Source organism: Paenibacillus sp. OK060, from assembly GCF_900101205.1.
Lineage (GTDB): Bacteria > Bacillota > Bacilli > Paenibacillales > Paenibacillaceae > Paenibacillus > Paenibacillus marchantiae.
Genome location: NZ_FNFR01000009.1, coordinates 92,156 through 106,988 on the forward strand (window position 1 = coordinate 92,156; position 14,833 = coordinate 106,988).

The window sequence follows — 14,833 nt, forward strand, 5'->3', positions numbered from 1 at the left end:
CTTTTTTCGACAATATTTTCGACTTTTTGTATCTCATGCGTCCCTTCCCTTATTCTGCCCGCATTCAGGATGGAAAAAGGAAAAAAAAAAGATCTCCCGACTTTTAAATAAAGTCGGGAGATCCCTGAACCTATAAAACTTAATGTGCAACTGTATTGTTCAACATGATCCAGATGGAACCAATAACGATGGTCATCATGATCAACAGACCAAAGATCAAAGCCATTACATTCCAACGCGGCTTCTCCGATTCACGGATATGCATGAAGAAGAAGAGTTGAACCACAAACTGAAGTGCTGCTGTTACCAGAACGACACTCAGTGTTGCTGTTCTGCCCATCATGTCATTCAGAACCACTACCAAAGGAACAATGGTCAGGACAACGGACAGAATGAAGCCGATGACATAGGACTTGAGTGAACCATGCTGTTCGTGGCCATGGGATTCATGTGAGTTATGCTCTGCCATCTACATCACCCCCATCAGATAGACGATCGACAGGAGGAAAATCCAGACGACGTCCAAGAAGTGCCAGTACAAGCTGATTACGTTGATTTTACCGCGAGTAACATCGGTAATTCCACGTTTTTTCAGTTGAAGCATCAATCCGATCATCCAGATCAGACCAAGCGATACGTGAAGTCCGTGAGTTCCCACAAGGGTGAAGAATGCACCAGAAGCTGCACTCGTTGTATAACTGAACCCTTCATGAATCAACTCAATAAACTCCGTTACTTCCAGGGCGATAAAGCTCGCACCCAGAACAGCTGTAACTGCCAGCCAGCTGATCAATTGCTTCACCTTGCCCTGATTCATGGCAAGAACCGCAAGTCCACTTGTGAATGAACTTGTGAGCAAGATAAATGTCTCGGCAATAACGCCAGGCATTTTGATCAGTTCAGACAATACAGGTCCGCCCGCCGAATTGTCACGCAACACAATAAAGGTTGCGAACAACACGGAGAACAGGATAACGTCGGAAATCAGGAAGAACCAGAATCCGAGTATTTTCAATTCTTGCGGGTCATGGTGACCATGGTCATGATCATGTGCATGGTCATGACCGTGCTTCGCGGCTGCTTGAGCCATTTATACCGACCCCCTTAACGACGCTTCGGTACGCTTAATTTCGTCAACCGGAATATAATAATCCGTATCGTATGAGAATGAACGAGCGATCATGCAAATCCCTACGCCAGCGAGTCCAAGAATCGCCATCCACAGCCATCCGAATACAAAGCCGAAACCGGCAACGAACCAGCATATAGACATGATGAACGGAATCGCGGAATTTTTAGGCATATGAATCGGCTCAAGCGGCTGTTCAGGTGGATAGATGCCTTTGGCACGACGTTCTTTCTCTTCCCACCACTCATCAATATCATCTCCGCGCGGTGTAATGGCGAAGTTATATTCAGGAGCAGGTGAAGGAATCGACCACTCGAGCGTACGACCACCCCAAGGGTCGCCAGATGCTTTGAGTGTTTTGTATTTCCGAATGCCGTCTGCGATTTGTGCTACCTGGAACAAGAATCCGACACCCATCAGGAAAGCCCCGATTGTGGATACAAAGTTCAGTTCCCACCAGCCGGTATCCCAGCCATAGGTGCTCAGACGACGTGTCATACCCATCAAACCGACAGCGTACTGCGGCATGAAGCAGACATAGAAACCGATATTCCAAGTCCAGAAAGCCCATTTACCCAGTTTTTCTGGCAGTTGGAATCCAAACATTTTAGGCCACCAGTAGTACAGACCTGCAAAGTATCCGAATACTACACCACCGATCAATACTTGGTGGAAGTGGGCAATCAGGAAGTAACTGTTGTGGAACTGGAAGTCAGCAGGTGCAACGGATAACATAACCCCCGTCATACCTCCGACGATAAAGCATGGAATAAATGCAAGTGTCCATAGCATCGGGGTATCCATGCGTATCCTTCCCCGGAACATGGTAAACAGCCAGTTGAAGATCTTAACCCCTGTTGGTATGGCTATCAACATCGTGGTTACGGCGAAGAATGCATTAACGTCTGCTCCCGAACCCATCGTGAAGAAGTGATGCGCCCATGTAAAGAAGGACAGGAAGCTAATGATCAGCATCGCAAATACCATTGATTTGTAACCAAACAATTTTTTCTTCGAGAATGTACTTACAATCTCGGAGAACACACCGAATGCCGGCAAGACAACGATATATACCTCAGGGTGACCCCACATCCAGATCAAGTTGATATACATCATCGGATTACCGCCCAGATCAAGTGTGAAGAAATGCGCCCCCGCAAACCTGTCGAGGAAGAGCAATGCAAGTGTCACTGTCAAGATTGGGAATGCAAACAGAATGATAATACAAGTGGAGAATACCGACCATGTAAACATCGGCATTTTCATCCATTTCATGCCTGGCGCACGCATTTTAATGATGGTAACCAGGAAGTTGATACCGGTAGCCAGGGAACCGATACCCGAAATCTGAATACCCCATATATAGAAGTTTTGTCCCACCCCCGGGCTATGCGATAGCTCCGATAAAGGCGGATAACTGAGCCAACCTGCGTCCGGTGAACCACCGATAACGAAGGACAGGTTGAACAGCATTGCTCCCAGGAAGAATAACCAGAAGCTTAGTGCATTAAGGAATGGGAACGCAACGTCCCTTGCCCCTATTTGAAGCGGTACAATAACATTAAATAAACCGAACATAAACGGCATCGCCATGAACAAGATCATGATCGTACCATGAGTCGTAAAGACCTGATTATAATGCTCAGGATGTAAGAAATCCATGTTAGGCATAGCTAGCTGAAGACGCATCATCAGTGCATCCACACCACCACGGAAAAGCATGATAATGGAAGCAATAATATACATAATACCGATCTTTTTGTGATCGACGGTAGTTAACCAGTTACGCCAGAGCCAGCCCCATTTTTTGAAATAAGTCAACACCGCTACGATGGTAATCATCGTAATTCCGATCGCCACGTCCGCACCATAAATCAGCGGATCACCGGTAACGAAAAACTCCGATGCAAACTCCTTAAGTCTCTCTAACATTGGGGGCCTCCTTTCGAATCTTTAGTTAGCACTCTTGTCCACGTCTTGCGTAGTAATCTCTTTGGCACCTGAAGCTTCACCGTGCTTGCTGTGAGCGCTTTGACCGTCAATAACATACTTGGTCACGATGTCTTGGAACAGTCCTTCAGGGAAGGAAGAATAATAAGCTACATTGCTTGTTCCCGGTTCCGCCAATGTTTTATACGTTTCTTGCGTCAGCGGTTGGGATTGTTGTTTCACTTCAGTTACCCATTTGTCGAAGTCTTCCTCCGATGTAGCATTGACGTCAAAACGCATTTGGGCGAAGTGTTCCCCGGTAAAGTTGGCACCTGAACCCCAATATTGACCTTCATGATCAGCTTGCAAGTACAAGGTCATCGCCATACCCGACATTGTATAAATCTGTCCACCAAGCTGCGGAATCCAGAACGAGTTCATCGGTGAATCCGCGGTGAGCTCAAATTTTACGGGCCGGTCTGCCGGGATATTCAACGTGTTGACCGTTGCAATACCTTGCTCCGGATACATAAACAACCATTTCCAGTCCAGTGAAGATACTTGAATGGTCACCGGTGCTTTCTCGGAAGCCAATGGCTTCGAAGGTTCCAGATCATAGGTGTAGCGGATTGTTACAACCGCCAGCAACCCAATAATAATAATCGGAACGGTCCACCAGATAGCCTCCGCTTTAGTGCTATGAGACCAGTTAGGCTCATAAGCAGATTTATTGTCCGGTTTGTCGCGGTAACGCCATACAATTACAGCAGACAAAATCAATACAGGCACAATAACGACTGCACACAGAATTGTCGAAATGACAATCAAATCTCTCTGCGAAGCGCCAACAGGCCCTTTCGGATCCAGAACAACGTACTGCCCGCCTGCCAGCATTGGCCAGACAATCAATGCAATTGTAACCAACGTCAGGACAACCGGAATGATTATCCGAATTAGCGACCTAGGTTTCTTGTTCATCTTGATCCCCTCTCCTTAAATTCGCTCATACTGAAAAAACAGTATACTACTCTCTTCCTTCTAAAGATATCAGAAATGAGCAACTTTTTTGTTCATGTTAACAAATTTGTCGATTTTACACCTTAAATGTGTGAATTTTTTCTCACAAATCACTTGCATACTTGATATTTCCTCATTGTAATCTTTACACTTCAAGTCACAAAATAAAACCCTTTGCAGTCCCGTTGAACAGTATCAACGAATCCGCAAAGGGCTTTATTGACTGGGATTCCGGGTGCTCATCCAGTCTTATTATGAACGAATTAACGCAAGATTATTTAATCGGCGCCTTCGTCTTCCCGGCGTGTATGAACAAGTCCAATCGATTTGGCAATAACGTAAATAAATACACTGCCAACCAAGAAACCGATACCCACCATTAATCCGAGGTTACGATCATTAAAATCATTCAGGTTGATCAGGCACATGACTACTCCCGTAATGAGGGCAATCCAAGCCAGAACTGTCATCGTTAGCACTGCACGCCGCATATTTTTATCTTTGCGTTCCAATTGGCTTACCATTGCTGTCTTCGATGCCATAGTAAACACTTCCTTTTCCCTTTTTGTAAGTGCTTTCCTTATACCAATATACCACATCAGTATGATTTTTAGTCAACAAATGTTCAAATTTATTTCGCAATTTGGACACTTTATTTGTATTTTAACTGTTGACAAGGAGCAGATCACTTCTTCTTACTTCTTATAACCCAAAAACGCTCTCCTCATAACATGAAACAGCTTAGACCTTATGAAACCTTCATGAACATGTGAGTCCTGGCTGAAAATAAAACAATAAAAAAGACGTTGATTCGGATAATCGAATCAACGTCTTTTTTCTGATTAAACACGTATGTCCCTGCATTTAACAATTGAAATAACGTAATTACTTAGTTATGTCAGGTTCTGAGCACTTCTTCCTGGAATATTGAAATTAAAGCTTAAATTCGTGTTTCCAACCAATTATTTTTGATCACATTTTGATACCAGTAATAGCTTTCTTTAGGTGTTCTGACCAATGAACGGTAATCCACATGCACAAGACCAAAGCGCATACGGTATCCTTCCGCCCACTCAAAGTTATCCATCAAAGACCAAGCCATGTAGCCTTTCAGGTTGATTCCGTCGTTGATAATCCGATGAATTTGGGCCAAATGCTGCTCATAGTATGCAATCCGGCGATCATCATTGATTTTGCCATTTTCCAAATCATCATTGATGCATGCACCATTTTCTGTGATGTAGACATCCACATTTCCGTATTTTTGCAAGTAATGCATGAACTCATACAGTCCGCGTGATTCCACAGGCCAGCCAATATCTGTCTTAGTAAGTCCCATATCGACCTCTTCGGATTGCAATGCACCCGCCTCTGGATTGAAACGATTGATTCCCATGGTGTAATAGTTAATGCCCAACAGATCAATGGGTTGCGAGATGATTTCCATATCACCTTCCTGAATTGGTACGGTAGCTCCAGCTTCAGCGAACCAGTCCACCATAAATTGTGGATACGATCCTTTGTAGATCGGGTCTAGGAACCAATCGGTATTCAGTGCAATGGAACGGTCGCAGGCTGCCTGATCTTCTGGAGATTTGCTGTAAGGCTCAGCCCAGCATACATTGGGTGCAATACCAATCTGTCCTGTTGTACCCAAGCGACGGAACGACTGAACGGCTTTACCGTGAGCAACCAGCAGTCCGTGAGCAACATTAATGGATGTTTGCAGGTCCTTATTTCCTGGTGCATGAATGCCGAGCAAGTTGGACAGAAAAGCAATACACCATGGTTCATTGAAAGTCAGCCAGAAATTAATTTTACCGGAAAACTCCTTAAAGATGACCTCAGCATATTTTACAAATGCATCCACCGTCCTACGATTGCCCCAACCTCCGATATCCTCCAGCGTCTGAGGCAGGTCCCAATGATACAGCGTACAGAAAGGTTCGATTCCCGCTTCAAGCAACTTATCTACGAATCGATGATAGAAGTCCAATCCTTCCCGATTGATCTCGCCATCTCCATCAGGAATAATACGCGGCCAGGCGATCGAGAATCGGTAGGTGTTGATCCCAAGCTTTTTCATCAGCTCGATGTCTTCCTCATAGCGGTGGTAACTGTCACATGCGACATCACCATTATCTCCATTGAATACTTTGCCGGGTGTACGGGCAAACGTATCCCAGATGGATACCCCGCGTCCGCCTTCCTGCGCTGCACCTTCTATTTGATAGGAAGCTGTTGCTGTTCCCCAGCGGAAATCTTGTGGAAATTTAAAAATCGTCATCGTCTACTCCTCCGTCTCATGATGACACGCGGATCGTCTGTCCTGCGGTCATGGTTAAAATCACTACATAATCACCCTGAGGTGTTAACTGCGCCTTAGGCTGATCGTTTCCTTCCACACGCATTGGGTATGCACTCCGAATGGTTATCGAACCAGCGTGATCAGCCTTAATTTCGGCGCTTGAGAGTCTGCCATCTGCCCACGCGATTGCCACTGTGTATGCACCTCGTGCCCGAAGCCCTTTCACACTGCCACTGGCCCAGTACTCAGGCAGCGCTGGCAGCAGATGTAATTCGCCCAAGTGGCTTTGTAACAGCATCTCGGCAATACCGGCAGTGCCACCAAAGTTGCCATCGATCTGGAACGGCGGATGATCATCGAACAGATTAGGATGCGTGGATCGAGCCAACAATGTACGGACAAATTGATGTGCCAGCTTGCTATCCAACAGCCTCGCATACAGATTGATCAACCAAGCACAGCTCCAACCTGTATGCCCGCCACCTTGTGAGATGCGACGTTCAAGTGACACTCGTGCTGCTTCCACCAGTTCTGGCGTATCCAGTCGGTTGATCTGCTCCCCCGGATACAGACCATACAGATGGGAGACGTGACGATGCCCTGGTTCGGATTCGGCAAAATCCTTAAACCATTCCTGCAGTTGCCCCTCGCTTCCGATCTTGAATGGATAGAGCTTGCTGCGTGCTTCGCTCCACTCCTTCGCCAGCTGCTGATCCACATCCAGCTGCTCCGTTGCTTCAATGCACCGATCGAACAACTCACGAATCAATGTCATATCCATCGTCGAAGCCATGGAGATGCTGCGAGCCTCTCCTTCCTCAGTCAGGAACTTGTTCTCCGGAGAGGTCGATGGAGCCGTAACCAGATATCCGTCTGGTCCCTCCACCAACCAGTCCAGACAGAAGAGTGCCGCTTCCTTCATGATTGGATACGCGCGTTCCGCGAGAAATTGTTGATCACGGGTAAACAGATAATGCTCCCATAGATGTGAAGTCAGCCACACGCCGCCCATTGGCCAGAACGCCCAACTTGCGTCTCCGCCTGTAGGCGTGGATGTCCTCCAAATATCTACATTATGATGGGCTGTCCAGCCACGTGCTCCGTACAAAATACGTGCCGTTCTTCTCCCGGTATCGCTTAGATCCTCCAACAAGCCAAACAGCGGCTCATGGCATTCACTCAGGTTGCATACTTCTGCCGGCCAGTAATTCATCTCGGTATTGATATTAATCGTGTAATCACTGTGCCAGGGCGGCTCCACCTGATGATTCCAAATTCCCTGCAGATTAGCTGGCTGGCTCCCTTCACGTGAACTACCCATTAACAAATATCTACCATATTGAAAATAGAGTGCCTCCAGGCCAGGATCATTGGCTCCAGCCTGGTACGCTTGCAGTCGCTCATCTGTAGGCAATTCTTCATTGGCTGAAGCGCCGAGATCAATAGATACTCTTGAAAATAAAGTCCCATGATCCAGGACATGTCGCTCCCGAAGAGCCTTCATGCCATGAGCCATCGCTTTAGTGATTACCTCCCTACACTCCTGATCCAGATGCACACCATCCTTAACAGGCGCCACATCATAGCTTTCAAAGGCGGTCGCCGCTGTCAGATAAAAAATAACCTGGTCAGCTCCCTGAATATGAAGTCTTCCGTCCATAACCGTTACTTCGGCATTCTTGCCTGTCGCAGTCGCGGCCAGTCGCATAGCATAAGCCGTTCCACGATCTTCTTCGTAGATGACAGACTCCGGATGATCCCTGAAATAATTCGATTCAACATGACTTGGACAGCGACTGAACAAAGTAAGTGCATCGCCCGAAGCCTGAACATTATAAGGATGTGGACTGTCCAACGAAACACTGACGTTTACAGATCCCATACGATCAGCAGTGATGGTACAGATCATGAGATCATCTGTTGCACTGGCGTATACTTCACGTACATAACGAATGGCTTTATATGAATACTTCGTCGTTGCAATGCCGGTATGGAGATCAAGCTCCCGCTCAAATTCATCGTACGGGATCCCATCCAGTTCATCGTGCTGCAACTTAAAGTGGCCCATCGGCTGATAAGCTTCCACATCACGTCCCAGCATTTCGCGGTTCAGCAATTGTTCAACTTCGCTATATTGCCCGGACATAATCAGTTCACGGGTCTGTTTCAGATACCGCTGACTGCTGTACTGAATGGTGTCGCGTGGAAATCCGGACCACAATGTATCTTCATTTAGCTGGATTTGTTCATCCGATGCTCCGCCGTATACCATACCGCCAAGGCGACCATTACCGATAGGCAACGCCTCTTCCCAGCGAGTAGCAGGCTGACGATACCACAGACGATTTTCTTTTGTTCTCTCATTAAATGGGGACATAGATAACTCCTGTTCCTAATCAGCTATTTTTCATTCATTACTAAAACGTTTTCGGTATAACTAAATAACCAATATAAATACTGTTTTACTTGATCGCAATCCGCTTACCTACAAGGCTAAATTGTCGTTTATCTGAAAGTGCTTACAGTAAGAAAATTATATTTGATTTCGAAATTTGCGTCAATGTTAAACATCACATGAACAGCAAAAAAAGACCCTGCTCAGGGCCTTTTTTGTATATCTGCCTATTCAATTAAAACATAAGTTATTTAACGTCTTTACCTGTCCACAGGGAAACACGATCCTTAACCCAAACAGTGTACTGTTTCTCCATTTCAACTGCGCCGGCTTTGTCCAACTCGGCGAGGAAATCATCGTATACTTTATCAAAGTTCGCAGCTGTAGTCAGAACAGCTTCAGGAATACGTTTGCGCACGATATCCTGTGTTTTTCGGAACGTTACCTCATAATCTGTACCTGATGGTACAGGCATGTTGTATGCTGCGCCCCAGTCTTTCAGTTGCAAATCATCTTCAGAAGGATAGAATTCTTTCCATGTTGTAATGCCATATGCTTTCAACGTTTCTTTCTCTGCGGCAGTATAACCAGCCTGGATCTGCTCTGGGAAGTTCGTTGTGTAAAAGTTATCCGTGGAATCTTTCACGCCATCACCGTATCTCGCACTAAACACGCTATACATACCGATTCCTGTTTCTTTGGTGAAGTTGGAGTTGTCATTGGTTTTACGATCCTGAATATCTTGAGGAATCACCCGTTGACCATCCTCTACATTGTAGTGTTGGCCTTCAATGCCCCAGTTTCTCAAAACTTGACCTTCGTCCGAAGCGAGCCAGTCCATGAATTTGATAATACGAACCGGATCTTTGGCAGAAGTTGTAATCCCGATGCCATATCCGTCAAATCCGGTTGGCTGGAATGTATGGTCCACAATGTCCTTGTTCAGGGATACAGAGAAGTGAGCATATGTGCTGTCATCTTTGCCCGCTGATTTGAGTGCATTTTCTGCTTCTTGATAATTCCACTCCTGGTCAATCAGACCGAGTACGCGACCACTTGCGATTTTGGATTTATATTGGTCATCTTTTTGGACAAATGTATCTTTGTCCAGCAGTCCTTCATTGTACATTTTGTTCAACCAGCGGAAGTATTCTTTCTCCTCTGGACGTTTGTAGTGCAACATCGCTTCATATGTTTCAGGGTTGATATAATATTCTCCATCATCGGGTGCTCCAGTTGCTTGGAAGGCCGGGTTCGTTACTGTAATCATAATCTTCCAATCATCTGCATTCAGCGTCAATGGAATGGTCGGCTGACCGTCAATCGTTGGGTGTTTTTTCACATATTCTTTCAATACATTCTCGTAATCCTCAAGTGTTTTCACTTCAGGGTATCCGAGCTCTTTAAGTACTTTTTGCTGAATTTCAAATCCGCCTGTTGCGTCAAACGCAACATTATCAACACCCATATTCGTTGGGATTGTATAAATAGCCTGATCTTCCGAACTGTATTTCAGCCGGTTCATCTGGTCCCCATATATTTTTTTCAGGTTTGGAGCATGCTCCTCAATCAGATCCGTCAGGTCAAGCATTGCCCCTGCATCTACTAGTTTAGACAAGTTACCTTTTGGAAAAACAATATCAGGGTACTCACCGCTAGCCGCCATAAGTGCAATTTTCTGGTCTCCACCATTGTTTACATCATACTCAGCTTCAATCGTAACGCCTGTTTGCTTGGTAATCTCTTTACCGACTGCATCCTGCATCTTGTTCCAGGTTGGACTCGCATCCGCACCAAAGAATGTGAAAGTAACCGGTTCGGTTCCACTGGACTCTGAGGCTTCTTTATTTCCCGAATTTCCGCAGCCAGCTGTAACCAGCATTGCACTTGCGAGCATCAACATTGCAAACGTCTTGGGTGTATTGCCTTTCATTTTGCCTCTCATTGTCTAGTCCCCCTATTATTTATGAAGGTTTTATCTGTATAACAGGCTTTAAGCCTGAGGATACCGTTGTAAGACGCATTTATGTATGCGCTTACTAAAAAATTAAATTCGCACTCTTTCTTAACAAAACCTAAACCCATGAAAACTCTTTTAGCAACATACATAAAACGTTTTCGGAAAATAATTTAAAACGCTTACTGAAAGTGCTTACATTAACGATTATATGCTATCCTACCCCTTTCGTCAACAACAAAAAAGGCCCCTTTTAGGGGACCCATTTTGCTTTGAAAATGATCGTTTATCATGCCTTATTTTCAGTATTATTTCACGTCTTTACCTGTCCAGAGAGATACACGTTCCTTGATCCAAACGGTATATTGTTTCTCCATGTCTACCGCCCCTGCTTTATCAAGTTCAGCCAGGAGATCATCATACACTTGGTCGAATTTCTCAGGTTTGGCAAGGATGGCTTCAGGAATACGTTTACGGATAATGTCCTGCGTTTTCTGGAACGTTACGTTATAATCCGTATCCGAAGGTACAGGCATGTTATATGCTGCGCCCCAATCTTTCAGCTTCAAGTCGTCTTCAGAAGGATAGAAATCTTTCCACGTTGTAATGCCATAGGCTTTCAATGTTTCCTTCTCTGCCGCAGTATAACCTGCTTGGATCTGCTCAGGGAAGTTCGTTGTGTAGTAGTTACCTGTGGAATCTTTGACACCATCGCCATATCTTGCGCTGAAGATGTTATACATACCGACTCCTGTTTCTTTGGTAAACGCCGAGTTGTCATTGGTCTTGCGGTCCTGTACATCCTCAGGAATGATACGTTGGCCATTTTCCACTTTGTATTGTTCGCCTTCAATCCCCCAGTTTCTCAGCACCTGGCCTTCATCCGAAGCGAGCCAATCCATGAATTTGATAATACGTACAGGGTCTTTTGCAGTTTTGGAAATTCCGATGCCATATCCATCGAATCCGGTTGGTTGGAACGTATGATCCACAATATCCTTATTGAGAGATACAGAGAAGTGAGCGTAGGTATTCTCGCCATTTTTAACTGATTTCAAAGCATTCTCAGCTTCACCATAATTCCATTCCTGGTCAATCAGCCCCAGTACCCGACCGCTTGCGATTTTGGATTTGTATTGATCATCCTTCTGCACAAATGTATCTTTGTCGAGAATGCCTTCATTGTACATTTTGTTCAACCAGCGGAAGTATTCTTTCTCCTCTGGACGTTTATAGTGCAACACCGCTTCATACGTTTCAGGGTTAATATAATATTCACCGTCATCCGGTCCACCTGTTGCCTGGAAGGCTGGATTCGTTACCGTAATCATAATCTTCCAGTCATCTGCATTCAGCGTCAGCGGAATGGTTGGCTGTCCGTCAAGTGTTGGATGTTTTGCATAATATTCTTTCAGAACTTTCTCGTAATCCTCAAGCGTTTTCACTTCTGGGTAGCCGAGTTCTTTCAATACCTTTTGCTGAATCTCGAATCCGCCTGTAGCATCAAACGCAACATTATCTACACCCATGTTCGTTGGGATCGTGTAAATGGACTGATCTTCCAAACTGTATTTCAGACGGTTCATCTGGTCCCCATAGATTTTCTTCAGGTTAGGTGCATATTTGTCAATCAGATCTGTCAGGTCAAGCATCGCGTCTGCATCCACAAGTTTAGACAAGTTGCCTTTAGGATAGATAATATCAGGGTATTCACCGCTGGCAGCCATCAAAGGTATCTTTTGGTCGCCACCATTATTCACATCATACTCAGCTTCAATTGTAACACCTGTTTGTTTCGTAATTTCTTGGCCGACTGCGTCCTTCATGTTGTTCCAGTTTGGACTTGCGTCAGCACCAAAGAACGTGAAGGTGATTGGACTGGTCGTATCCCCTGTGTCCGTTGGTGTTTCTGAAGCCGTAGTTCCTCCTCCGCTACCACTGCATCCTGCTGTAATGGCAAGAGCGCTGGCTAACAGAAGCATTGCGAATGTTTTTGGTGTTTTGCCCTTCATGTGTAATCCCCCTTATGGATAAAATGAAGCTATCTATTGTAGAACAGGCTGACCTGCACATACCGTAATTGGGTGATTCTCATTGTAAAACGTTTGATTTTATAACATAAAAAGCGTTTTCTAAAATGAAGTGAAGAACACTCACTCTATCCAGTAATTTGAGGAACTAATCCGTACTCCCTTTGACTGAAGAGATTCATGTACATGCCTTGATAAATCACTAATGAAAGTGCTTTCATATTTGAATAATAATCCCTCTAAAAGTCCTTGTCAATAGTGAATTCACAAAATTGAAAACGTTTTTCGGAAAACGTTTTAGGTATAAAAAAAGACCCAGTTTCCTGGGCCCTTTTTTTCGAAAAACTATTCTGCTGAAAAGCATTACTTGCTCTCTTCACCGCTCCACAATTGAACACGGCTTTGTACCAGCTCAGTGTATTGTTTTTCCATGTCCTCTGCTCCGGCTTTATTCAGCTCGGCAATCATCCCATCATAAATGGCATCGAATTGTTCAGGGGAACTGAGGATCGCTTCAGGGATCCGTTTACGGATAATATCCTGTGTTTTTTGGAAAATAACGTTGTAATCCGAGTCACCTGGAGTTGGCATATTGTACGCTGCTCCCCATGGTTTAACCGGGAACTCATCTTCACTTGGGAATAGATCTTTCCACGTTGTTGCGCCGTATGCTTTGAGTGTCTCTTTCTCTGCATCGGAATACGCCGCTACAATCTGTTCAGGGAAATTCGTTGTGTAATAGTTATCCGTTGAATCCTTGACACCATCTCCATAGTGACCAGACATATTGGTATAGAGTCCAATACCTGTTTCTTTCTGGAATACGGCAGCATTATTCGTTTTTTGGTCCTGAATATCGGCCGGAATCACACGTTTGCCATCTTTCACTTCGTACTGCTCACCTTCAATACCCCAGTTCATCAACACTTGGCCTTCCTCAGAAGCTAGGTAATCAAAGAATTTAATTGTACGAACCGGGTCCGGATTCGATGTTGTAATCCCTACACCCCATCCAGATACAAAACCAGGGTCCTGGAAGGAATGATCCTTGATATCTTTAGACAGAGTTACCGGGAAGTGTGAATAGGTCGCTTCATCTTTGCCCGCTGCTTTCAATGCGTTTTCCGCATCGGAATAACCCCAATCCTGGTCTATGACGCCCAGAACACGTCCACTTGCAATTTTGGATTTGTATTGATCTGTTTTCTGAACGAAGCTGTCCTGATCAAGCAGTCCTTCTGCGTACATATGGTTCAACCAACGGAAATACTCTTTCTCTTCCGGACGTTTGTAATGCAGACTTGCCTCATATGTCTCAGGATCAATATAGTACTCGCCGTCATCCGGAGCACCTGTTGCCTGGAAGGCCGGATTCGTTACCGTAATCATGATTCTCCAGTCATCTGCGTCCAGGGATAACGGAATCGTTGGTTGACCGTCAATCGTTGGATGTTTCTCCTTATATGCCTTCAATACATTTTCATAATCCTGCAGTGTACGCACTTCAGGGTATCCCAGCTCTTTCAATACACGCTGCTGAATCCCAAATCCGCCGCCTGCATCAAAATACTTCTGGTCTACCGCATAATACGTAGGCAGTACATAAATTCCTTGATCTTCGTTGCTATATTTCAGCCGGTCCATGTAATTACCATACAGCTTCTTCAGATTGGGAGCATATTGCTCGATCAGATCAGTCAGATCGACCATTGCCCCAGCATCCACGAGCTTGCTTAGCTCTCCTTTGGGTGAAACGATATCCGGATAGTCTCCGCTTGCTGCCATTAAGGATACTTTATCCTGACCACCACTGACGGCAAACTCACCGTTAAGGGTTACTCCTGTTTTCTCTGTAAGGACCTTCCCCACTTCATCCTTCATACCGTTCCAGTTCGGACTGGGATCGACGCTAAAAAAGTCAAAAGTAATCGGAGACGTATCACCGCTAGTGTCCTTAAACGACGTTTCGCCGCTGTTTCCTCCACCGCAACCTGCGAGCAAAGACATCGCAAGTACTGGAGCCAGTGCAATCTTCATTTTGTTTCTTGCCATAATGGTAATCCTCCCG

At 45.2% G+C, this 14,833-nt stretch carries 10 protein-coding genes; all 10 read right to left on the reverse strand.

The annotated features are described in order from the left end of the window. Positions 1–139: 139 nt before the first annotated feature. Positions 140–469: a cytochrome o ubiquinol oxidase subunit IV gene (cyoD, locus tag BLS14_RS27180; RefSeq protein ID WP_063566561.1), complete on the reverse strand. Its 330-nt coding sequence runs from the start codon at positions 467–469 to the stop codon at positions 140–142. Further along, on the reverse strand, positions 470–1,090 hold the full coding sequence (gene cyoC / locus BLS14_RS27185; protein WP_063566560.1) for a cytochrome o ubiquinol oxidase subunit III: 621 nt from the start codon (positions 1,088–1,090) through the stop codon (positions 470–472). Continuing rightward, the gene (locus tag BLS14_RS27190) at positions 1,091–3,061 is read right to left on the reverse strand and encodes a cbb3-type cytochrome c oxidase subunit I (RefSeq protein ID WP_063566559.1); all 1,971 of its coding nucleotides are present in this window, start codon (positions 3,059–3,061) and stop codon (positions 1,091–1,093) included. 21 nt (positions 3,062–3,082) lie between these two features. Next, positions 3,083–4,036, reverse strand: coding sequence for a ubiquinol oxidase subunit II (gene cyoA, locus BLS14_RS27195; RefSeq protein ID WP_063566558.1), 954 nt, complete (start codon positions 4,034–4,036; stop codon positions 3,083–3,085). 317 nt (positions 4,037–4,353) lie between these two features. Beyond that, the gene (locus BLS14_RS27200) at positions 4,354–4,617 is read right to left on the reverse strand and encodes a hypothetical protein (RefSeq protein WP_024631414.1); all 264 of its coding nucleotides are present in this window, start codon (positions 4,615–4,617) and stop codon (positions 4,354–4,356) included. A 398-nt stretch (positions 4,618–5,015) separates the two neighbouring features. Beyond that, complete coding sequence (locus BLS14_RS27205; protein ID WP_063566557.1) at positions 5,016–6,362, reverse strand: GH1 family beta-glucosidase; 1,347 nt, start codon at positions 6,360–6,362, stop codon at positions 5,016–5,018. Positions 6,363–6,378: 16 nt separating this feature from the next. Further along, on the reverse strand, positions 6,379–8,760 hold the full coding sequence (locus BLS14_RS27210; protein ID WP_090954790.1) for a glycoside hydrolase family 95 protein: 2,382 nt from the start codon (positions 8,758–8,760) through the stop codon (positions 6,379–6,381). 265 nt (positions 8,761–9,025) lie between these two features. Next, positions 9,026–10,711 carry an ABC transporter substrate-binding protein gene (locus BLS14_RS27215; RefSeq protein WP_090954867.1) on the reverse strand — a complete coding sequence of 562 codons (1,686 nt, stop codon included), beginning with the start codon at positions 10,709–10,711 and terminating at the stop codon, positions 9,026–9,028. Between the two features lie 332 nt (positions 10,712–11,043). Continuing rightward, the gene (locus tag BLS14_RS27220) at positions 11,044–12,747 is read right to left on the reverse strand and encodes an ABC transporter substrate-binding protein (RefSeq protein ID WP_063566555.1); all 1,704 of its coding nucleotides are present in this window, start codon (positions 12,745–12,747) and stop codon (positions 11,044–11,046) included. 381 nt (positions 12,748–13,128) lie between these two features. Further along, a complete protein-coding gene (locus BLS14_RS27225; RefSeq protein WP_063566554.1) occupies positions 13,129–14,817 on the reverse strand; it encodes an ABC transporter substrate-binding protein in 1,689 nt (562 codons plus the stop codon). Positions 14,818–14,833: the final 16 nt, after the last annotated feature.

What these genes read in the sequence shown, in the direction of transcription:
- cyoA (WP_063566558.1), bottom strand. Translation starts at nt 4,036, where the DNA reads ATGAACAAGAAACCTAGGTCGCTAATTCGGATAATCATTCCGGTTGTC.
- BLS14_RS27200 (WP_024631414.1), bottom strand. Translation starts at nt 4,617, where the DNA reads ATGGCATCGAAGACAGCAATGGTAAGCCAATTGGAACGCAAAGATAAA.
- cyoD (WP_063566561.1), bottom strand. Translation starts at nt 469, where the DNA reads ATGGCAGAGCATAACTCACATGAATCCCATGGCCACGAACAGCATGGT.
- BLS14_RS27215 (WP_090954867.1), bottom strand. Translation starts at nt 10,711, where the DNA reads ATGAAAGGCAATACACCCAAGACGTTTGCAATGTTGATGCTCGCAAGT.
- BLS14_RS27205 (WP_063566557.1), bottom strand. Translation starts at nt 6,362, where the DNA reads ATGACGATTTTTAAATTTCCACAAGATTTCCGCTGGGGAACAGCAACA.
- cyoC (WP_063566560.1), bottom strand. Translation starts at nt 1,090, where the DNA reads ATGGCTCAAGCAGCCGCGAAGCACGGTCATGACCATGCACATGATCAT.
- BLS14_RS27225 (WP_063566554.1), bottom strand. Translation starts at nt 14,817, where the DNA reads ATGGCAAGAAACAAAATGAAGATTGCACTGGCTCCAGTACTTGCGATG.
- BLS14_RS27210 (WP_090954790.1), bottom strand. Translation starts at nt 8,760, where the DNA reads ATGTCCCCATTTAATGAGAGAACAAAAGAAAATCGTCTGTGGTATCGT.
- BLS14_RS27220 (WP_063566555.1), bottom strand. Translation starts at nt 12,747, where the DNA reads ATGAAGGGCAAAACACCAAAAACATTCGCAATGCTTCTGTTAGCCAGC.
- BLS14_RS27190 (WP_063566559.1), bottom strand. Translation starts at nt 3,061, where the DNA reads ATGTTAGAGAGACTTAAGGAGTTTGCATCGGAGTTTTTCGTTACCGGT.